The 20,606-nt window shown below is 71.5% G+C and carries 20 protein-coding genes; 9 read left to right on the top strand and 11 right to left on the bottom strand.

The window, feature by feature from the left end; all coding sequences use genetic code 11:
- Positions 1-30: 30 nt before the first annotated feature.
- The gene (locus ACMCNK_RS08555) at positions 31-819 is read left to right on the top strand and encodes an alpha/beta fold hydrolase (RefSeq protein ID WP_412735859.1); all 789 of its coding nucleotides are present in this window, start codon (positions 31-33) and stop codon (positions 817-819) included.
- Positions 820-867: 48 nt separating this feature from the next.
- Here ACMCNK_RS08555 and ACMCNK_RS08550 read toward each other — a convergent pair whose 3' ends face one another.
- The 5 genes from ACMCNK_RS08550 to ACMCNK_RS08530 all read right to left on the bottom strand — a co-directional run bounded on the left by ACMCNK_RS08550 (position 868) and on the right by ACMCNK_RS08530 (position 7,087).
- Positions 868-1,275 (bottom strand): nitroreductase family deazaflavin-dependent oxidoreductase, encoded by a 408-nt coding sequence (locus tag ACMCNK_RS08550; RefSeq protein WP_412735858.1) that lies wholly within the window; start codon positions 1,273-1,275, stop codon positions 868-870.
- 118 nt (positions 1,276-1,393) lie between these two features.
- On the bottom strand, positions 1,394-1,774 hold the full coding sequence (locus ACMCNK_RS08545) for a PPOX class F420-dependent oxidoreductase (protein WP_412735857.1): 381 nt from the start codon (positions 1,772-1,774) through the stop codon (positions 1,394-1,396).
- Positions 1,775-2,022: 248 nt separating this feature from the next.
- Positions 2,023-3,249 carry an Ig-like domain-containing protein gene (locus ACMCNK_RS08540; protein WP_412735856.1) on the bottom strand — a complete coding sequence of 409 codons (1,227 nt, stop codon included), beginning with the start codon at positions 3,247-3,249 and terminating at the stop codon, positions 2,023-2,025.
- Between the two features lie 258 nt (positions 3,250-3,507).
- Positions 3,508-5,337 (bottom strand): arabinofuranosidase catalytic domain-containing protein, encoded by a 1,830-nt coding sequence (locus tag ACMCNK_RS08535; protein ID WP_412735855.1) that lies wholly within the window; start codon positions 5,335-5,337, stop codon positions 3,508-3,510.
- Between the two features lie 148 nt (positions 5,338-5,485).
- On the bottom strand, positions 5,486-7,087 hold the full coding sequence (locus tag ACMCNK_RS08530) for a diguanylate cyclase (protein ID WP_412735854.1): 1,602 nt from the start codon (positions 7,085-7,087) through the stop codon (positions 5,486-5,488).
- Between the two features lie 238 nt (positions 7,088-7,325).
- Here ACMCNK_RS08530 and ACMCNK_RS08525 point away from each other — a divergent pair, with 238 nt between their 5' ends.
- Both ACMCNK_RS08525 and ACMCNK_RS08520 read left to right on the top strand, forming a co-directional pair.
- A complete protein-coding gene (locus ACMCNK_RS08525) occupies positions 7,326-7,835 on the top strand; it encodes a SigE family RNA polymerase sigma factor (protein WP_412735853.1) in 510 nt (169 codons plus the stop codon).
- Entirely contained in the window at positions 7,828-8,490 is a 663-nt protein-coding gene (locus tag ACMCNK_RS08520; protein WP_412735852.1) for a hypothetical protein, read from the top strand. The genes ACMCNK_RS08525 and ACMCNK_RS08520 overlap by 8 nt, the downstream gene beginning before the upstream one ends.
- A 7-nt stretch (positions 8,491-8,497) precedes the next feature.
- Here ACMCNK_RS08520 and ACMCNK_RS08515 read toward each other — a convergent pair whose 3' ends face one another.
- From ACMCNK_RS08515 to ACMCNK_RS08505, 3 genes are read right to left on the bottom strand one after another with little or no spacing between them, the layout of a single operon-like run.
- Positions 8,498-9,691 (bottom strand): serine hydrolase domain-containing protein, encoded by a 1,194-nt coding sequence (locus tag ACMCNK_RS08515; RefSeq protein WP_412735851.1) that lies wholly within the window; start codon positions 9,689-9,691, stop codon positions 8,498-8,500.
- Between the two features lie 29 nt (positions 9,692-9,720).
- On the bottom strand, positions 9,721-10,269 hold the full coding sequence (locus tag ACMCNK_RS08510; RefSeq protein WP_412735850.1) for a hypothetical protein: 549 nt from the start codon (positions 10,267-10,269) through the stop codon (positions 9,721-9,723).
- Positions 10,270-10,284: 15 nt separating this feature from the next.
- Positions 10,285-10,626 carry a PadR family transcriptional regulator gene (locus ACMCNK_RS08505; RefSeq protein WP_412735849.1) on the bottom strand — a complete coding sequence of 114 codons (342 nt, stop codon included), beginning with the start codon at positions 10,624-10,626 and terminating at the stop codon, positions 10,285-10,287.
- A 148-nt stretch (positions 10,627-10,774) separates the two neighbouring features.
- Between ACMCNK_RS08505 and ACMCNK_RS08500 the strand changes: the two genes are divergently transcribed.
- From ACMCNK_RS08500 to ACMCNK_RS08480, 5 genes are all read left to right on the top strand, one after another.
- Entirely contained in the window at positions 10,775-12,202 is a 1,428-nt protein-coding gene (locus ACMCNK_RS08500) for an amidase (protein ID WP_412735848.1), read from the top strand.
- Positions 12,203-12,451: 249 nt separating this feature from the next.
- Positions 12,452-14,296: a Xaa-Pro dipeptidyl-peptidase gene (locus tag ACMCNK_RS08495; RefSeq protein WP_412735847.1), complete on the top strand. Its 1,845-nt coding sequence runs from the start codon at positions 12,452-12,454 to the stop codon at positions 14,294-14,296.
- Between the two features lie 51 nt (positions 14,297-14,347).
- Entirely contained in the window at positions 14,348-14,719 is a 372-nt protein-coding gene (locus ACMCNK_RS08490; RefSeq protein WP_412735846.1) for a VOC family protein, read from the top strand.
- Positions 14,720-14,806: 87 nt separating this feature from the next.
- Positions 14,807-15,079 carry a hypothetical protein gene (locus tag ACMCNK_RS08485; RefSeq protein WP_412735845.1) on the top strand — a complete coding sequence of 91 codons (273 nt, stop codon included), beginning with the start codon at positions 14,807-14,809 and terminating at the stop codon, positions 15,077-15,079.
- 17 nt (positions 15,080-15,096) lie between these two features.
- Positions 15,097-15,690 (top strand): hypothetical protein, encoded by a 594-nt coding sequence (locus tag ACMCNK_RS08480; RefSeq protein ID WP_412735844.1) that lies wholly within the window; start codon positions 15,097-15,099, stop codon positions 15,688-15,690.
- A gap of 100 nt (positions 15,691-15,790) precedes the next feature.
- On the opposite strand, the gene ACMCNK_RS08475 is transcribed toward ACMCNK_RS08480, so the two are convergent.
- The 3 genes from ACMCNK_RS08475 to ACMCNK_RS08465 all read right to left on the bottom strand — a co-directional run bounded on the left by ACMCNK_RS08475 (position 15,791) and on the right by ACMCNK_RS08465 (position 18,848).
- Positions 15,791-17,266, bottom strand: coding sequence for a vWA domain-containing protein (locus ACMCNK_RS08475; RefSeq protein ID WP_412735843.1), 1,476 nt, complete (start codon positions 17,264-17,266; stop codon positions 15,791-15,793).
- Between the two features lie 197 nt (positions 17,267-17,463).
- Positions 17,464-18,618: a threonine synthase gene (locus ACMCNK_RS08470; protein WP_412735842.1), complete on the bottom strand. Its 1,155-nt coding sequence runs from the start codon at positions 18,616-18,618 to the stop codon at positions 17,464-17,466.
- Complete coding sequence (locus ACMCNK_RS08465) at positions 18,615-18,848, bottom strand: hypothetical protein (RefSeq protein WP_412735841.1); 234 nt, start codon at positions 18,846-18,848, stop codon at positions 18,615-18,617. Before ACMCNK_RS08465 ends, ACMCNK_RS08470 begins: the two co-directional genes overlap by 4 nt.
- Before the next feature lie 99 nt (positions 18,849-18,947).
- Here ACMCNK_RS08465 and ACMCNK_RS08460 point away from each other — a divergent pair, with 99 nt between their 5' ends.
- Entirely contained in the window at positions 18,948-20,381 is a 1,434-nt protein-coding gene (locus tag ACMCNK_RS08460) for a diguanylate cyclase domain-containing protein (protein WP_412735840.1), read from the top strand.
- Positions 20,382-20,606 lie beyond the last annotated feature (225 nt).

Here is a 20,606-nt window from a genome sequence, read left to right as displayed (position 1 = left end):
ACGCCGGCTGCCGTCAGCTAGGGTCGGCCGGTGGTTCTTGCTCATGACGTGGCCGGGGCGGGCCCGGCGGTGATCCTGTTGCATTCCGCGGTCTGTGACCGCCGGATGTGGGATCCGCAGTGGTCGATACTGCTGGAGGCCGGATACCGCGCGGTGCGCTGCGACTTTCGTGGTCATGGCGATTCACCGGCGCCGACGGGACCGTTCAACGCGGCTGAGGACGTCCGGGATCTGCTCGATGCGCTGCAGGTACCGGAAGCCATCCTGATCGGCTCGTCCTACGGTGGCCGGGTGGCTCAGGAGTTCGCCGCGCGGTGGCCCGAACGGGTCGCGGCACTGGTCCTGCTGTGCGCGGCGACGCGGCTGCACCCGCCGACCGAGGCGATCCTGGAGTTCGGTTCCCGTGAGCAGGAACTGCTGGAGGCCGGTGACGTCGACGGCGCGGTGGCGCTGAACGTCACGACGTTCCTCGGACCGGCCGCATCGGCGGACACGCGTGCCGCGGTCGCGGCGATGCAACGGTCGACGTTCGAGATCCAGATCGCCGCCGATGACGCGGCGCAGTCGCGCAACTCCGGCCATGTACGCAACCACGACGTCGACCTGGCAGCGATCACCGCCCGTACGGTGGTCGTCTCGGGTGGGCTCGATGTCGACTACTTCCGGTCGACCGCCGACCATCTGGCCGAGTCGATCCCGGGGTCCACCCGTGTGGACCTCGCATGGGCCGGGCATCTGCCGTCCCTGGAGGACCCGGCCACCGTCAATCCGCTGATCCTGACCTGGCTGCAGGAAGGTCAGAGTGCCGTGACGTCGTGACGGGCACTTCGCGCAGCGCGAACCATGGGCCAGGGCAACCACAACAGGCTACGGCGCTTCTTCCAGGACGACGACCGGGATCTGGCGGGTGGTCTTCTGCTCGTAGTCGGCGAAGCCCGGGTACGTGGTCTTCTGCGCGCTCCAGATGCGTTCGCGCTCGTCCCCTTCGGCTACTCGGGCGACCAGCGCGAGCTTGTCCACACCGATCTCCGCCTGGACCTGTGGATGAGCGAGCAGGTTGAAATACCAGTCAGGATTGGTGGGTGCGCCGGCCTTGGACGCGAACACGGCATAGCCGCTGTCCACCTTCTGGTACATCATCGGGTTCACCCGAGGCCGGCCGGTCTTGGCGCCCACCGTGTGCAACAGCAGCAGCGGCGCGCCGGCGAACTGACCACCGACCTGCCCACCGTTGGCTCGGAACTCTTCCACGATTTTTTCGTTCCAGTCGCTCATGACATCTCCTCGCCCCGTGTTCCGACTCTTCGGTGCAATTCAGACAAACGCGTGGTGGTGCGACAAGGACCAGCATTGGTCCACGGTGGTCCCGGGCTGCGGGGCCAGGCTCGGCCGGTCAGAAGGTCACGACGATGCCGATCATCGGGGGGCGGCGCAGCCGTAGCAGGCGCGCGAACCAGTTCCCCGCTCGCGACATGACGTACCTGCGGGCCAGCATCTTTCGGGCCTGGGCTGTCTTGTCGTCGTCCAGCAGACGGGCTGTTCCCGTCGCGCTCGGCGCATCCGGCGCCACCGTCCCGCGCAGGGAGCACGGTGTCACCCGCACCTGCGGGTTGTTCCGGATCCGCTTGACCTTGCCCGAGTCCGCTTCGGTCACGATCCACAGTTCGGCGTTCTGCGGTACGTGCCAGACCGGCGTGGCTACCGGTGTGCCGTCCTTGCGGAACGTGGTCAGGCTGACATACCGGCTACGGATGATCTCATCGGACACGGTCACCGGGCCAGCGTAACGAACCGGGCTGCACCGTACGGGGATGTCACGGCCCGGGGAACAGTGCCGTCGCGATCGCCTCGGCGGTGCCGACCTCGCCCGACATGGGGAACGTGAGGTCGACGGGGTGGTGGTGCGCGTCGGCGACGAAGGCCACCCGCACCAGGATCACCGGCAGCGTCCGGCCAAGGAGGTATTGACGGCGCTCGACACGCTGATCCGAGTCTGCGCGGAGACCGACCGGACGTGACCGGTCAGCGGCCGTACTTGCGGTAGGGGACCGCCCAGTCGCCGAGCCCGTTCCCGATCTGGACCGGTCGAGGACTGTTCCGCACGTCGACGATGTCGCCGACCATGAAGTTCTCGTAGACCCACTTGGCGTCGGCCACGCTGAGGTTGATGCAGCCGTGCGACAGGTTCGCGCGGCCCAGCGAATGGTTCCACGGGGCCGCGTGCATGAACTCGCCCGTGTCGCTGATCCGGGTGCAGTACTCGACGTCCTCGGGCGCGTAGTAGTTCGGGTCCTTCGGGTCGGTGATCCCGTAGCTCTCCGAGCTCATGCTGTGCACCCGCTCCTTGGACAGCACGACGTGGGGACCGCCGGTCGTCCAGTAGCTGATGTGCTCGCCCTTTGCGCCCGTGGTGGTGCCGCCCTTGCCGAGGCTGCAGTTCATGGTGCGGACGAGCTTGCCGTCGATGTACACCTTCGTCACGTGCTTCTTGTAGTCGCTGACCGCGACGAGCTGACGCCCGATCTGGAAGTGGGTCGACGCGTTCTTTGCCCCGTACACCTCTTTGCCGAGCTTGACCCCGAACGCCTTGACGCTCACCTCGATCTTGGTGCCGCTGGTCCAGTACTTCTCCGGCCGCCAATGCACGGTGGAGTCGCTCGCCCAGTGGAACTTGCCCTCGACCGCGGGTGAGGTCGTGATCTCGATGGCTTTCTCGGCCGCGGCCTTGTTGACGGCGCGGCTGAACGCGATGATCACCGGCTGCCCCGCGCCGTACGTGTGGCCGGTCTTGAGCGCGCTCATCCCGTTGGCCTGGAACGTGATGCGCGCCAGGCTCTGCGGCGCCACCGTCTTGAACGTGGAGGTGTGCTCGTTCGTGGTGCCGGTGGCGTCGGCGGTCGTCGCGACCACCTTGTAGGTCTTGTCATAGTCGAGGTCGTCGTCCGAGCGCCAGGAGCCGTCGCTCTGCACGGCGCCGCCGACCTTCGTCTTGCCCGCGGTGACGGTGACCGACTGCAACGTGCCGCCCTCGGCGGTGACCACGACCGGCGTCACCGGTGCGACCCCGGTGGCCCCGCCGGCCGGTGTCACGGTCAGCCGGACAGGGGTGGCCGGCTTCTCGGTGTTGGCCACCGGCTCGACCCAGTTGGCGGCGCCGCGACCGGCCGTGCGGTGTGCGGAGCACCCGGCGGTCGCGGCGGCTGCGGCCATGCCCAGTGCGCCGATGATGACGTTACGTCGCTGAATCATGGCTCTCACAATCGAGGGGGTCCCGGTCGGCGCCATCCGTGGGCCGTACAAGACAAGACGCATCCGAGGCCGGAATCGTTGCCTGTCGGGAGACCGGCATCTCGGAAGACGTATTAAGTTGTCTGACTTGAGGGCTTATGTGGGTATTTCTTTGTGTCGATCAAGCGGCTGTGGAGGCTACCACTGCTGGGCCACCCACGGCATCTACCGGACGGCGCCGGTCCCGGGCACCATCGGGTGCCCGGGACCGCCGGGGGCCTATCCGAGGGCGAACTTCTGCGCGGCGCTGCCGTTGCAGTCCCAGATCTGCAGCCGGGTCCCGTTGGCCGAGGCGCCGCTCGGGGCGTCCAGGCAGCGGCCGGACTGCGGGTTACGCAGTGAGCCGTCCGCCTGCTGCTGCCAGACCTGGCCGCCGACGCCGTTGCAGTCCCAGAGCTCGACCGGGGTGCCGTTCGCGGTGCCGTTGCCGTTGATGTCGAGGCAGCGGCCCAGCGTCCGCAGCGCGCCGTCGGCCTGGTGGAACCAGTGCTCGTCGAGGGCGTACGACTGGCAGTCCCACAACTGCACGGCCGAACCGTTGCCACCGGTGTCGTCGGCCGCGACATCCACGCACGTGCCGGCCGGTCCGACGGTGGGGCCGCCGCCGTTGACCGCGAACTTCTGCGCCCCCGACGAGTTGCAGTCCCAGATCTGCAGGCGGGTGCCGTTGCCGGTGGCGCCGCTGGGCGAATCGAGGCACCGGCCGGACTGCGGGTTGCGCAGCGAGCCGTCGGCCTGCTGCACCCACTTCTGGCCGCCGACGCCGTTGCAGTCCCAGAGCTCGACCGGGGTGCCGTTCGCCGTGCCGTTGCCGTTGATGTCGAGGCAGCGGCCCAGCGTCCGCAGCGTGTTGTCCGCGAAGTGCGCCCAGTGCTGGTCGGATGCGTACGACTGGCAGTCCCACAACTGCACCGCGGCGAGGTTCTGGCCGGTGTCGTCGGCCGCCACGTCGACACACTTGCCACCCGGGCCGGTGATCGTTCCCTTCGGACCGTTGGGCACGCTGGTCTGCCCGGAGTAACCCACCGACACGATGTCGGCCTGCACCGCGTTGTCCGCGGCGTCGCTCGGGTAGCCCGAGGTCATCACGCCCTCGAAGAACGTACCCATGTTGCGGTTGCTGTTGTCGCCGCCGGTGCCGAGGATGATCGAGCCTTCCTGGTGCATCGGGAGGTAGCCGCCACGGTTGGGCAGGGCACCGTTCCACCAGGTGCTCAGTCCACCCGACTGGGAGTTGCCGCCCTTGAGCGCGTACGTCGTCTGGCCGTTGTTCTTCAGGAGCGCCGTGACGAATGTGCTGTTGTTGCCCAGGTTTGCCAGGTTCGAGCCGTTGGCGCCCTGGAACATGCCGTTCTCCAGGTCCGCCTCGACCCACGGCCCGGATCCGGTGCACGGCGCGAAATAGCAGGTCGTGGCAATGCTGACCGCGTCCATGTGCCCGTTGCCGGTGTCCGCGACCTGAGCCTCGGCGTTGCCGTAGTCGAAGCAGCAGTCGGCACCGACGTGGGTCCCGCTGGCCACCATGTACATGCCCTCGGGCGCGCCGTTCTGCGCGACGCCCGCGCCGACGTAGTGCCGGTAGCCGTGCTGCGGGGAGATCCAGACGCCGTACGCCTTGTGGCCGCCCGCCGTGATCGCGATCTCGCTCGCATCGGCGGCGTAGTCGGCCGGCCCGGCTGTCCCGGCGGGCGACACGGTCAGGTCGTTGTGCCGGGCGCTCTGGTCGTAAATCCTGGTGATGCTGCACGTGGTGCCGTTGCAGAACGCGTCGTGGTCGCCGGCGTCGGCGTAACCGCCGACGGTCAGCGGGCCGACGTCGTGGGTGGCGCGGTCGGAGGCGCGGGTGAGCTGGTAGAGCGGTCCGGCGTACGCCGCGGACAGCGCGCGTACGGTGCTGTGGGCGGCGACGCACGGCGTGCCGGCCGCGCCGTAGATGTCACAGGGCAGGGACGCGGCGGCGGAGGCCGCGCCGGGCAAGCCGACCAGAGTGCCGAGTACGAGAGCCAGTGTCGCGCCGAGGGTGAGGAGTGGGGAGCGGGGTTTGCGCATGGGGATGCACTCCTGACGACCGTCTGCGCAGTGCCGGCATGGCAGACATTGACGGAGGTCGACCTTGTCAACGAAAAGTTACGCTTGCTGGTCGATGCGGTCAATATTCGCTCGAAAATGTTGCTTTTTGTTCGAGTGGTGGCGCGCTTCAGGGCACGTCGCGGTCGCGGTAGGCGCGGGGTCGGCGTTCCGGCGGCAATCCCGCGACGACGCGGTTGCGCCCTTCGCGCTTCGCGACGTACAGGTTGCGGTCGGCCGTGGACAGGGCGCCGGACGTACTGGGCGGCGAGGCCTCCCCGGCTCCGGCGACGCCGACGCTGACCGTGACCGTGAGGTTGCCGGCGGTGCCCTGCCAGTCGTGCATGCTGATGGCCTGCCGGATGCCGTCGAGCCGGGCGGCCGCGACGGCGACCGGCGTGGCGGGCAGCACGAGCAGGAACTCCTCCCCGCCGAGGCGGGCGACGAACCCGTCCGGGGCAACCATGGCCAGGCCGTTCCTCAGCAGCTTCGCCACCTGTACGAGCACCCGGTCCCCGGTGTCGTGGGAATGCTCGTCGTTGATCCTCTTGAAGTGGTCGATGTCAGTGATCGCCACGGTCAGCCCGGGGTCCGCCGCGATCAGCGCGGGCAGCACCTCGTCGACGAAGCGGCGGTTGTACAGGCCGGTCAGGGGATCGCGGCGGGCCTCCTCGCGGAAACGCTCGGCCGCCGTACGGGCCTCGGCGGTCTCGAACTCGACATGCCGCGCCAGCACCTGCGCCTCCCGCGACGGCGAGCGCAGGCCGTCGCTGGCGGTCCGGAACGCCTTCTGCGCCGCGAACGCCGCGGCGAAGTCGCCGCGCGCGGCGTGCAGTTCGGCCTGCTCCTCCTGCACCCGTAGCAGGAGGCCCTGCTGGTCACTCTGGGCACACAGCGCCCGGCAGGCGTCCAGGCTGTCCTGCGCCCGGTCGGTGGCACCGAGGGCGCGCTGGACCTGAGCCAGGCTGAGCAGGTAGTACGGCAGGTCGCTGGCCTCGTCGACGTCCCCGGCCTCGTGCGCGGCGATGCACGTCTGCAACGTCTGCTCGGCGTCGGCGAACTCGCCGTTCGCGGCCTGGATGTCACCGATCGTGTGCAGGATTGCCGGAGCGAGCTCGATGCCGTGCGTTCCGGCGTGCTCCACCATCCGGCGGGCGACGTGCCCGGCCCGGGCGAAGTCACCGACCTTGTACTCCGCGTACGCCCAGTTGTTCAGCAGGAGCACCAGCCGGGTCCACTCGTTCGCGTCCCGGGCAAGGGTTTCCGCCCGCTGGTAGCGCAGCCGCGCCGCATCCATGTCGCCGGTGTACGCCAGCGCGTCGGCCAGCGTGACGCGGTGGCTGATCTGCAGGACCGCCGGGGCCGCGTCGTCCAGCAGTTCCACGCCGCTCAGCGAATGCTCCAGGAACCGGGCCGCATCACCGGAGATCCACCCGAGCGTCGCCCGGAGTATGTGGGTTCGGGCCTGCAGCAGGTGGTCGCCGTGCCGGACGGCCCACTCCATGACCTCGTCGAGCGGCCCGTCCACGCCCGCGGTGTCGCCGGTCCGCACGCGCATCGCGGCCTGCCAGAGCCGGGCCCGCATGAGCAGATGCTCGTCGCCCAATGCCAGGGCCTGCTTTTCGTACGCGACCGCGGCGGCGTGCGCGGTCTCGGCGTCCCCGGTCCGGTTCACCTCGAGCGCCAGCAGGGCGGCCGACAATTCCTCGGCGTCCATGGCGGCGTCGTCCACCGGTCCACCCCCAGCCGTCCCGTTCCTGTCGGCTCCGGGCCCTCCGCTCAGGCATGCATCTTATGCCGGGTTTGTGGTGCCGCCCGGGAAGGTCCGACCAAACCCCGCCGGTCCCTCGGCCGATTACGCTGCTGCGGACCGCGGCATGACCCCGCAGATTCGGCTGTAACACCGCGGGCCTCCCGGGCGTGCTTATGGCAGGAACACGAAGCAGTACGGGAACAGGAGCCGAGCAAGGATGTCGACCGAAGCAGAGTTCGACGCCTTCTACGCCGCCACGGCGAAACGGCTGGTCGCCACGGTCTATGCGATGACCGGGGACCTGGCCGAGGCCGAGGACGCGGTGCAGGAGGCGTATGCCCGCGCCTGGCAGCGATGGGGCCGGCTCACACAGCAGGGAGACCCGCTGCCATGGGTCCGGACGGTCGCGACCCGGCTGGCGATCAGCACCTGGCGGCGGACCCGCAACCGTCTGTTCGCCCAGTTGCGGCACGGTCCTGCACCGGACCTGCCCGCGCTGTCCGAGGACCGGGTGGCCCTGATCGCGGCGCTGCGCGAGCTGAGCCCGGACCAGCGCCGCGCCGTGGTGCTGCACCATCTGCTCGACCTGCCGGTGGAGGACGTGGCACGCGAGACCGACTCGTCGAGCGGCGCGGTGCGGACCAGGCTCAGCAGGGCTCGCAAGCTGCTCGGCGCGCAGCTCGCCAACATGGACACGTACGACGAGGGGGTTGTCGCAAATGGTTGACGTTGAGGAACTGCTGGACGGTGTCCCGGTGCGGCTGGCGCCGGCCCAGGCCGTACGCGCCCGGGGTGAGCGCCGCCGGACCCGGCAGAAGGCCGGCCTGGCCGCCGCGGCGGTGGTCGCCGTGGCGGCGGTGGGTGCCGCCGCGTGGCCGGGCCCGACACCCGTCTCGCACGGCACGAGCGCGGCGTCGAGCGGTGACGGCGCGGTTCCGGCAGGCAGCAACCCGTTCCTGTCGCAGGGTGTGGTGCGGAACCTGAAGCCCTCGGACCTGCCGAAGAACGCGGCCCTGCGCTGGAAGGTCGACTACCACGCTGACGCGTCCTACAGCACCGCCCTGCCGCAGGCCGGTATGGACGGCGTGTGCGGCGGCTTTCCCGGCGGCATCGAGACGCCGGAGCAGCAGTACACGAGCCTCTTCACCGGAGCGGGCGACGCGAAGGCCCGGTACCGCATCTCGAAGTACGCGGACCCCGGCCAGGCGCAGGACGCGATCCGTGGACTCGAGCAGGCCCTGCGCGACTGCGGCCTGAAGGGGCAGCTGGAGGGCGGCTACAGCGGCCGGACGAACGCCAACGGCCCGTGGCTCGAAGTCTCGGTGCGACAGTGGGGGGCGTGGGTCGGCGTGACCGAGGCGCAGTTCAGTCCGACGTCCTGATCGGGCCTCAGTCGTCGATCGCCTGGTAGACGGCGGTCCAGAAATCCTGCGACCGCGGCAGCCGCTGGTCGCCGGCGTGCGCCCGCTGCATGATCAGGATCGCCGTCATGTCCTCCGCGGGGTCGTTGTACCACGCGGTGCCGTAGAAGCCGGCCCAGCCGTAGCTGCCGGACGAGGGGCCGAGGTGCGTGCGGCGGGTCCGCACCGACATGCCGAAACCCCAGCCCATGGCGTCGAAGTACCCCGGCCAGAAACCGGAGACCGCCTTCTGTGCCGGGGTCAGCTGATCGCTGGTCATCAGGGCCACCGAGGCCCGGGAGAGCACCCGCTTCCCGTTGCGGGTGCCGCCGCCGAGCAGCGCCGTGGCGAACGCGAGGAAGTCGGCGGCGGTCGAGACGAGACCCCCGCCGCCCCCCTCGAACACCGGAGGCCGGCTCCACCGCCCGTCCGGGCCGTCCTCGACGACCGGCTCGCCGGTGGGAGCGTCGTCCCGCTCGTACGCCGTCGCGAGCCGGTCGACGCTCCCGGCGCCCACCACGAACGCGGTGTCCTTCATCCCGAGCGGGTCACAGATCCGCTCGCGCAGGGCTTCCCCGAAGGATTTGCCGGTGGCCCGCGCGATGAGGACGCCGGTCACGTCCGCGGCGGTGTCGTACATCCAGCGCTCGCCCGGCTGGTGGACGAGCGGTAGCGCGCCGAGCCGCCGGATCCACTCGTCCGGCGCCGGTGGCGGCTCCAGCGCATTCAGCGCGTCGGCGATCGGCGCCGTTCCCGGCTCGGCGAGGACCATGCCGGTGCCGAACGTGAAGGTGAGCAGGTCCCGCAGCGTGATCGGGCGTCCGGCCGCCACGGTGTCGTCCAGTGCACCGCCGGGGTCGGCGAGCACGGTCATGTCCGCCAGCTCGGGGAGGAGGTCGTCGACCGGGTCGTCGAGGCGCAGCGTGCAGTCCTCGACGAGCGTCATGGCACACGCGGCGGTGATCGGCTTGGTCATCGAGCCGAGGCGACAGATCGTGTCGGCGGCCATCGGCGTCCTCGACCCCACGCCCTCGAACGCGAGATGGCCCGTCGCCTCGACGTGCACCCGGCCGTGACGCGCGAGAACGGCCGCCATGCCCGGGACGAACCCGGAGTCGACCTGGCGTTCGAGGAACTCCCGCAACCGGGTCAGCCGTTTCGGCGAGAAGCCACCCGTGGTCATCTGTCGCCTCCTCACTCGGTCCCACTGTCTCAGGCGTTTGCCGCCGCCGGGTGGCGGCGTCGGCGGATCCGCCACAGCCGGCCGGCGCTGATCGTGATGACGGCCCACGCGACGTACGTGAACGGCGTCCATGCGCCGCCGTGCGTGCTGGCCGTGCCGTTGCTGAAGGAGTACGTGACCTCGGACTGCAGCAAGCTCACCCCGGACCAGAGGTACGTGCCGGTGGCGTGCGGATCGGCGGAGGTCACTCCACTCTGGAACGCGTTGTCGGCCTCGGCGAGGAAGAAGTCGAGCGTCAGCGGCACCAGGAACGCGGCATAGAAGGCGCCCATCCAGGAGTGGCGCGGGCGGTCGCCGAACTCGGCGGCCAGGTACTGCTCGGCGAGCCGGCGGCTGCTGCCCACCCGGCGCAGTGCCTCGGTGGTGCCCACGTCGGCGGCCGCCTCCCGCAGGTTGGCCCGCACGTCGCGGCGGGTGGCGATGCGCTGGGCCCGGGGCAGGTCGTAGAGGTGCTGGTCGAGGCCCCACACGCGACGCTCGATGCGCAGCCGGTCGAGCCAGTTGACGGTGTGTGTCATATCGGGTGTCCCTTCTCAGGAATGTGGCAGTGGCCGGGAGAGCACGGTGTCGACCGCGGCGGTGTGCCGTGCCCACGAGGCGGTCCCGTCGGCGAGTGCTTCCCGCCCCAGGGGGGTCAGGTGGTAGTACTTGCGGGCCGGCCCGGCGGGCGACGGCACGAGACGGGTTTCCACCCGTCCCTCGCGTTGCAGACGGGCCAGCGCGGGGTAGACGCTTCCCTCCAGCACGTCGGCGAAGCCGGCGGCCTGCAACCGCTGCACCACCTCGTAGCCGTACGACTCGTGCTCGGCCAGGAGGTGCAGCAGCAGCAGGGAAAGCACCCCTTTCAACAGTTGGGGGTCGTGTGTCTCGGTCACGCTGCTATACAACGACAGGTACTAGAGAATGTCAAGTAGAGGTCCGGCCCGCCCGAGTCGCTTTATCGATGCGTGACTATGCAGGCCTGGCCCGATGGTCCTATCGTTCCTGTCGTTTGGCCCTCCGCGCCGATGACAGGGGTTCCCGATGCCCGACGCCACGCCCACCGGTCTCACCGCCCAGGTCCGCGCCCTCGCCGAGGGCCGCGTCACCTCGCGTTTCCTGGTGCAGCAGGCGCTCGAGCGCATCGAGGCCACGCAGCAGACACTCAACGCGTTCCGCCGGATCCGCGGCGAGGCGGCACTGGCCGAGGCGGACGCCGCCGACCGGCGGCTCGCGGCGGGGGACCGGCTGCCGCTGCTGGGCGTACCGGTGGCGATCAAGGACGACATCGACCTCGCGGGCGAGGCGACCGCGTTCGGGTGCGGCGGGGACTTCGCGCCGAAGACGGTCGACGCCGAGGCGGTCCGGCGGCTGCGCGCAGCCGGTGCCGTCGTGGTCGGCAAGACCAACACGTGCGAGCTCGGCCAATGGCCGTTCACCGAGGGGGCGGCGTTCGGTGCCACCCGCAACCCGTGGTCACCGGCCCACACTCCCGGCGGCTCGTCCGGCGGTGCGGCGGCAGCGGTCGCCGCGGGTCTGGTGCCCGCGGCACTGGGCTCCGACGGCGCGGGTTCCGTGCGCATCCCGGCCGCGTGGACCCATCTGGTCGGGATCAAACCTCAGCGCGGCCGCGTGTCGACCTGGCCTGACCCGGAGGCGTTCCACGGCCTGACCGGCCATGGGCCGCTTGCCCGTACGGTCGCCGACGCGGCCCTGCTGCTCGACGCGGCGGCCGGCAGCCACCCCGGCGACCGGCACCGCCCCGCCCCTTTGACCGTGTCGCCCGCGGTGGGGCGCGACCCGGGGCGGCTGCGCATCGCGCTCTCGATGCGCAGCGCGTTCCACGGCGGCGTGCCGCGGCCGCTGGACCCGGCGGTGCGGCGCGCCGTGACGGGCGTGGCCGAGGCGCTCGCCCGGCTGGGCCACGACGTGGCCGAAGCGGACCCCCGGTACGGCCTGATCGGCCTGACGTTCGTGCCGCGGGCGACCGCCGGTGTCCGGGACTGGGCCAAACAGATGCCCGACCAGGCGCTGCTGGACCGGCGTACGCGGCACAACGCGCGGCAGGGCCGGATCCTCGGCGGCCCGGTCCTGCGCCTGTCCCGGGCGGCCGAGTCGCGGGCGCGGCGGCGGATCGGCGCCATCTTCAGCCGGTTCGACGTGGTGCTGACACCGACCACCGCGACCCCGCCGCCGATGATCGGCGCCCATGCGACGCTGTCGAGCTGGGGCACGGATCAGGCGATCATCGCGGCCTGCCCGTACGGCTGGCCGTGGAACGTCCTGGGGTGGCCCGGCATCAACGTCCCGGCCGGTTTCACGCCGGACGGGCTGCCGGTCGGCGCGCAACTGCTGGGCCCGGCCAACAGCGAACCGCTGCTCGTCTCGCTCGCCGCGCAGCTGGAGGACGATCAGCAGTGGTCGCGGCACTGGCCGGACGGGCGCGTCGACCAGGCCGTCCGGCAGGGCTGAGGCGTACGGGTCAGCGACGCAGTGAGCCGGTCGACGTGCCGGTCACCCGGTGCACGATGCACAGCACATCGCGGTTCTGGTCCTTGGGTGGGACCGTGAGCAACGTGAACGTGACATCGTCCGGCTTCTTCCCGGACCTGACGCCGTCCCCGGCGGCCGCTCGGCCCGGCGGGAGCCAAGGCTGACGGATATCGATGGATGACGATATCGTCGGGCGGGAATGGTCCCCGAACGCCGGAGGCGTCCTCGATGCGATCAGTCCGAGATGTGGTGCGCGCCTGCGTCACCGCCAGTGCCGTCCCGCTGCTCCTGACCGGTGCCGCGGTCGCCCGGGCCGCGGCCGTGCGCACCGCCACCGAGCCGGTGTACGACTACGCTCAGGCCGTCCGCGAGCAGGTCTGGGTGCAGAGCCCGGTCGACAGCGACGGCGACGGCCGGCCCGACCGGGTGGCGGTGCGGATCATCCGGCCCCGCACCGACGGCCGCAAGGTGCCGGTGATCTTCCAGGCCAGCCCGTACTACGCGGGGCTCAACGACGTGCCCAACCACGACGACATCGACCGGGACGCGGTCACGCTGCAGCACCATGCCGCCGCGAGCGCGGGGCGTGCCGCCGAGTCCATCCTGTTCGCCGGGTATCTCGACAACTACTTCGTGCCCCGCGGCTACGCGGTCGTCTTCGCCGACAGCCTCGGCACGGGTGACTCGCAGGGCTGCCCGACCTCGGGTGGCCGCAACGAGACGCTCGGCATGAAGGCGGTCGTCGACTGGCTGAACGGCCGGGCACCCGGCTTCGACGCCACCGGCGCACCGGTGCGGGCCGACTGGTCGACCGGGCGTACCGGAATGATCGGGGTGTCCTACAACGGCACCCTGCCCAACGCGGTCGCCTCGACCGGCGTCCGCGGCCTGGAGACGATCGTGCCGATCGCGGCCATCTCCCGGTGGTACGACTACTACCGCGCCGACGGCGGGGTGGTGGCGCCCGGCGGTTTCCAGGGAGAGGACACCGACGTGCTGGCCAAAGCGGTTCTCACACGCGCCCACCCCGAGGTGTGCGCCGGCGTGATGGCGGCCCTGGAACGCGGGCAGGACCGGGCCACCGGAGACGACAACGGCTACTGGGCGCAGCGCGACTACCTGCGCGACGTCGGCAACGTGCACGCCAGCGTGCTGCTCGTGCACGGCCTGCACGACGACAACGTGCGCACCCGGCAGGCCGGTCAGTGGTGGGACGCGCTCGCGCGGCGAGGCGTGCCGCGCAAGATCTGGCTGCACCAGGCCGGGCACGCCGACCCGTTCAACGTACGCCGGCAGGAGTGGCTGACCACGCTGCACCGCTGGTTCGACCAGTGGCTGTACGGCATCGACACCGGCATCATGCGCGAACCCATGGCCGATGTGGAGGTCGCCCCGGGCCGATGGCGTACGGCCGCCACCTGGCCGGTGCCCGGCAGCCGGGACACGACGATGTTCCTGGGCGGGTCCGGCCAGCTTCCCCGCCCGCCCCGGCCGGGAATGCGGCAGTCCTTCGTGGACGACCCGGCGCAGACCGCGGAACAACTCGCCGACGACGAGACGAGCACGGATCCGCACCGGCTGGCGTACCTGAGCGCGCCGTTGAGCCACGAGACGCGGCTGTCCGGGACGCCCGGCGTGACCGTGCGCGCCGATCTGGACGGCAAGTCGCCGTACCTGGCCGCGTTGCTGGTCGACTACGGTCCCGCGGACCGTTACGCCGGCATGCGGACCCTGAGCGAGCAGGACTGCATCGGCCCCGGCATCCCGGGCGATCCGGGTTGCTTCAACCGCCGCGAGTACGTGACCGCCGTGACCCCCTCGGAGATCGTCACCCGCGGCTGGCTCGACGTACGCAACCGGCACTCGGCCGCGCACAGTGAGCCGGTGCGGCCCGGTAAGGCGTACACGCTGCGTTGGGAGCTGCAGCCCACCGATCACGTGTTCGCGGCGGGGCACCGGATCGGGCTGGTGCTGATCTCCACCGACCGCGACCACACCCTGCGGTACCCGGCGGGCACCGAGGTCGGCGTGCGGCTCGGCGTGTCCCGGGTGGTGCTTCCGCTGGTCGGATGACCCGTCGCCGCGGATCCCGTCCGTGTCGTACCCGGGCCATACGGTGGACGGATGGACTGGAAGATCGAGCTGATTCCCGTTCCGGTGACCGACGTCGACCGGGCCAAGGCGTTCTACGAGACGGTCGGCTTCCACGCCGACCACGACCACCGGGTCCACGAGGGGCTTCGGTTCGTGCAACTGACCCCGCCCGGCTCCGCGTGCTCGATCGTGATCGGCGACGGCATCACCGACAAGGTGCCCGGCACGCAGGAGATCCAGGTCGTCGTCGCCAGCGCGGAGACGGCGCGTGCGCAGCTCGTCGAGGCAGGTGTCGAGGCCAGCGAGGTCGACGCGCAGCCGTGGGGCAACTTCGTCTACTTCCGCGACCCCGACGGCAACCGATGGTCGTTGCAGGCGGTGCAGTCGCGCCCCCACGGCTGAACCCAGGGGTTTCTGCCGCCCTGCCCTGACCGGATCCTTACGAAGCGCTCGCCGATCGCTGACGGTAGCTGCGCAGGATCTTCGGACATGAGAAGAACCCTCGCCATCACGCTGGTGGCCGCGGTGGTGCTGGTCGGCGGCTGTGCCCGCCACCGGGCGCCGGCCGAACCGGCCACCACCCGGCAGGCCGCGCCGGTGGAGTCGGCCACACCCCGCACCACGGCGCCGGTCACCCGCGCGTCGCACGCGCCTGCACCCTCGGCGCACGGCACGGCCACCGCGCCGGACGTCGACGGCCTGCTCGACGACGTCGATCGGCAGCTGGGCAGCGACGACCAGCCGGTCGAGGACCAGGACTGACAGAGAGGACCCCCCCGATGAACCGCATCCTGCGTACCACCGCGGTCGGCGCTGCCGCGCTGGCCGTCACCCTCGGTGCCGGCGCCCCGGCATGGGCCGACAATCCGGCGAAGCCGCTCGACGCAGCCAAGAAGGCGGTCACCGCCCGGATCGACAAGCGCCTCGCCGCTCTGCAGCACTTCGACACCGCACTGGGCAAGGCCGGCAAGGTTCAGGCCGCGCACCGCGCCACGTTGGACAAGCTGATCGACGACCAGACGGCCGGGCTCACCGCGCTGCGTACCAAGGTCGCGGGCGAAAGCACCGCGGCCGCGGTGAAGGCCGACGGACAGAGCATGGTCAACGACTTCCGCGTCTTCATCCTGACCGGCCCGAAGGTCCGGCTCACCAGGGCGATCGACACGGAGCTCGCCGTCGTGGAGAAGCTGCACGGCCGCTCGGGCGTCGACCAGGCCAAGCTCGACGCGGTGCAGAAGTCGCTGACCGGCAAGGTCGACGCGCTGCTGGCCGTACAGCCGGGTCCGGACGGCGACGCCATCCGCGCCCAGGTCAAGCCGGTCCGCGAGGCGGCCCACGAGGCCCGGGCGACGCTGCGGTCGCTGAAGAAGTGACCACCCGGTCCGGGCGGTAGGGCGGTACCGCCCGGACCGACCTGGGTGGGCTGGGCACCGGTGGGCTGACACCGGTGCCCAGCCCGGGGGCAGCCCGGGGTCAGCTGCCGAAGGAGTTCACCACGACCGCGGCGGTGTCCACCGCGGACCCGTGGCCCTGGTCGTGCGGCACGCCGACGGTCGCGGTGCCGGTGCAGGTGCCACCGTTGCCGTCGCTGACGGTGTAGGCGATGCGGTAGACCCGGCCGTCGCCGGTGCCGGCGCGTTCGGCGCGCAGCTGCACCTTGTCCTTGACGCCGGCGCTGACCCACGCGGCGTCGGGACCGGTGTCGCCGTCACCGGTGCCGTTCAGCGCCTCGTCCTGGGTCACACCGGTGATCGTGAGCGCGGTCGTGTCCCCGTCGGGATCGGTGGCGCCACCCAGCGAGACGGTCACGAACTTGTGGTTCGGCGGCCACAGCTCGCCCTTGCTCGCCTTGACACCGGTGCACACCGGCGGTTTGTTGATGATCGGCGTGATCGTGTTCGTCTCGACGTACGCCGCCCCGGCAGGCTGGCCGCCGAGCTGGAAGTCCACGGTGCACCCGAGCGGGGCCGTGCTGGACACTCCCGCACCGACGGTCAGCGTCTCGACGAACGTGGCGGCGTCGCCGCTGGTCACGGTCTTTTCCGGGGCGTCGAACGAGGCGCTCAGGCCGGCGTCACAGGTGGCGACCGGCTTGACCGTCACCGGCAGGCTCGTCAGCCCGGCCAGGATGGCGTCCGAGATGTCGCCCGGGGCCACGTCGTTGAAGACCCGGCCGCCGGTGGCGTTCGCGATCCGGGTCGCCTGACCGGGGGCACCGCCGGGTGCGCCACAGGCGCCGTACTCCGTCGACGACGAGACGGGGTCGCCGTCGAGGCCGTCCGGGATGCCGGTGTCGCTGGACACCGCGATGACCCGGACGTGGGCCGCCTGCAGTTCCGCGGTGACCGACGCCTCCGTGACGTCGCCCGGTTCGCCGGAGATCGCCGAACACACCGGATCGTGGCCCGGCGCGTCGCCGAACCACACCACGATCCGGCTGGAGTCGGAGCGGAACGCGGCCGCGGTCACCAGCTTGTGCAGCGCGAACAGGCTCGCCTCGGGGGCGTCGCCGCCACCGTCGGCCGACCACGCGTTGATGGCGCCGTGCGCGGCGGCACCGTTGTCGTCCGCGGCCGGGATGGCGGCGTCGTTCTGGTACGCGAAGCTGCCCAGCGTCGGGAAGTCGCGGTACTGGCCGGCGCCGAAACGGGCGTCAGCGGCGGCGCCGTCGACCAGCCCCACGATGGCCCCGGCGTTTAGCCGGACGTTGTCCAGCGCCGGATTCATGCTGCCGGTCGTGTCGGCCAGGAAGTACACGTCCGGCTTGGGCAGCACCTGCGGGGTGTGCACGGTCTTGTTGATCGTCACGTGGTCGCCGGGCTTCAACGACCCCGTGTACGTCGACGGCGTCACGCCGTCCGCGGCCAGCGCCGGAGTTGCCGGGGCCAGCACGGTGACCACGGCCGCCCCGGCCGCCAAGGCCCAGCGCGGTACTCGAACAGTTGACACTGCGGTCCTTTCCGGGGGCGCCGGGCAACGCCCGACCGGCACGAGGGCGCGGTGGGGAACGGGCGGCCGGCGCAGGTGATGTGGGGGAGCGTCCGGATGGGGGAACAGGTTCCGGAGCATGCGCCGCGCTGCGTCCAGCGCGACAGTGCGTCACCCTACAAGGGACGTTGCGTCATGGCCGTCGGCAACACGCCGGGTCACCCGTTCGGTGCGGGCGGGTTCTGCGCAGCGAGCAGTCCGGCGATCGCGTCGGACGCCTTCAGGGCGGAGCCGGTCAGCACCGCCACGATCGTGTCGCCGTTGCGCAGGGCACCGCGGCGCCTGAATTCGCGGATCGCCGGGACGACGATCGCGCTGGTCGGTTCCGCGTACAGGCCGCGGTGGGCGAGCTCGGCGGTGGCGGGGCCGATGTCTGCCTCGGCGACCGCCGCCATGTCGCCGCCCGATGCCCGGACGGCGTGCAGGACCTCCCGGTCGCGGACCGGGCGGGCGATGGCGGTGCCCTCGGCCACGGTCGCCTGCCACGCGCCCGGTACGACCGCGTCCGCTCCGGCCGTGAACGCGGCCACCAGCGGGCTGCAGTGCTGCGGCTGCGCCACGAGCAGGCGAGGTCGTCGCCGGATCGCCCCGGCCGCGAGCAGTTCACCGAAGCCCAGGTGACAACCGAGCACCAGGCTGCCCGCACCGGCCGGCAGCACGACCGCGTCCGGCGCGGAGAACCCCAGGTCCTCCCAGATCTCGTACGCCAGCAGCTTCGTGCCCTGCAGGAAGAACGGGTGCCAGTTGTGGCTGGCGTAGAACGTGGTCGCGGACCGGCGCACGGCCTCGTCGGCGATCGCCTGCCGGGGGCCGGGCACCAGTTCGACCGTCGCGCCGTGGAACCGGCTCTGCTGGATCTTGGCGGCGGACGTGGCGGCGGGGGCGAGGATGGTGGCCCGGATGCCCGCGGCGGCCGCGTACGCGGCGACCGACGACCCGCCGTTGCCGCTGCTGTCCTCCAGCACCTCGCGAACCCCTTGCTGGGCGAGGACCGAGATCATCACGGTGGTGCCGCGATCCTTGAAGCTCGCGGTCGGGTTGTGCCATTCCGGCTTGACCGCCAGCTCCAGGCCGTCGATCCGCAACGGCAGCAGCGGCGTCACGCCTTCGCCCAGGCTCACCGGTTGCGCGACCGGAATCGGCAGGGCGGCCGCGTAGCGCCACTGGGACCGTACGGTCGTGTCGACGTCGTCGCGGGTCAGGCCGCCGAGCGCGGTGACGGCCAGCGGGGAGCCGTCCGCGCCGCACCAGCGCGGCTCGCCGAGCGGGTAGCGCCGCCCGCCGCGATCGACGAGGGCCGGTTCCGTGGTCACGGCCGGGATTCCGCGGCCCCACCTGTTTCCTGGGCCGTGCTCGGGGTCTCCGCGGCGACGCGGGCCGCGATGCGGGCCACCTCCTCCACGGTGAGCGCGATGATCGGGAAGTCCGGGCCGCCCGCCGCCATGCCACGCTCGGCGTGCGGGACGTTGATCTCGGCGCCCACGCGCTGGTCGAGCGTCTCGTGGAGCCGGGCGGCGATGCGCTGTGCGAGATCGGTCATCATGCCGACCACGGTAAGGGCAGCACCGCCCCGGTCCGCCGGGCGGGCAGCGATTCGGGTACAAGGCGAAACTCGGACGTTCCGTCGCCGATCACACCGGCCGTGAGGGTTCTGCCGGTGTACCTGTTCATTGCCGCGACCGTGGTCGCCGCGATGATCTCGGGCGTGACCGCCGGCGACGACACGGGCGACGTGATCTACCTCGTCGCGCACGCGGGCATCTGCGTGATCGGACTGGCCTGCGCGCTGCGTCCGCGCCGCCGCGAGGACCGGCGCCCGTGGCTGTGGATCGCCGGCGGGCAACTGCTCTGGCTGGCCGGCAACGCCGCGTACCCGATCGCCCGGCTCCTCGGGCATGCGGAACCCGGGCTGCTGGAATCCGTCCTGTGGACGCTCGGGTACGTGGCGTACGGCGCGGGGCTGGTCAGCATGGCGCGCAGGCGGGCGGGCCGGTGGCTGCGACCCGCGGTGCTGGACATGCTGACGCTGACCACGGCGGTCGGCATCGCCATCTGGGTCGCGTTCATCTCGCCGTACCTGGCGGATCTGGCGGCGGAGCCGGTCTACGCGTACCTGGTGATCATGGCACCGCTCGGGGACGTCATCATCACCGCCGGAGTGCTGCTGCTCGTCCTGTCACCCGGGGTCCGGGGGACGCCGACCCGGCTGCTGCTCGCCTCGGCTGTGCTGCGCATCGCCGCGGATCTCGGCACCACCTACATCCCGAGCGACGCCGTCGCGGTCATGGTCCCGACAGGGATCATCCTGTTCAGCAACGGGCTGCTGATCGCCGCCGCGCTGCACCCCGGCAGCGGTGAACTGACCCGGCCGGCGCAGGCCCGGCGCACGCTGCACCCGGCGCGCCTCTGGTTCCTCGGCGTGGGCCTGCTCACCGCGCCCACGATCACGTTCGCGCGGCAGGGATACGCCCCGGCCGAGCGGATCGCCCTGTTCACCGCGACCGTGATCACCCTGCTGTTCGTGTTCGTCCGGTTCGCCAGCGCACTGCGCTCGCTGGAGCGCGCCGAGCGGCAACTGAGCTACCAGGCGCTGCACGACCCGCTCACCGGGCTGGCCAACCGGGCGGCGCTCGGCGAGGTCCTGGACAGCGCGCCGCCCACCACCACGGTCCTCTACCTGGACCTCGACGGGTTCAAGGCGATCAACGACGCGGCCGGGCACGCCGCCGGTGACGCCATCCTGCGTGAGGTGTCCGTCCGGCTGCGCGCCGCGGTCCGCGACCGGGACACGGTCGCCCGGCTCGGCGGTGACGAGTTCGTCATCGTTCTGCCCGATCTCGACGCACGGTCGGCCGTACCGATCGCGGAGCGCATCCTGCGCGACGTGGCCGCGCCGGTGCTGCACGAGGGCGCGGCGTACTCGGTCGGGACGAGCATCGGCATCGCGGGCGCCGGCACCGGGCACGCCGACGCCACGTGGCGGCCGTCGGCGTTGCTGCGCGCGGCCGACGCCGCGATGTACTCCGCGAAGGGGCTCGGCCGGGGCCGTTTCGTCATCGCCGGGACCGCGGCGTAGCACCAGTCCGGTTATCGCCGGGGATCGCGGCGTAGGCGCGTCCAGCCGTCGCCGGGGCGGCGGCTCGGCGCCCGCACGGCACCCGTCCGCGAGCGGCTCCGGCAACCGGGCCGGGCCGTTCGGCTATCGCAAAGTGCCTGTTCAGCTTGGTAGGCTCCCGCGCGGATCATGGCCAGCGCTCCAGCCCGGACGGCCTTCGGGAGCGTCCGCGGTGCGTCCGAATCC

It is taken from the genome of Krasilnikovia sp. MM14-A1259, assembly GCF_047159535.1.
In the GTDB taxonomy this organism is placed as follows: Bacteria; Actinomycetota; Actinomycetes; order Mycobacteriales; family Micromonosporaceae; genus Actinoplanes.
Note: the sequence above shows the minus strand (reverse complement) of the source record. Positions and strands in the feature narration are given on the sequence as shown.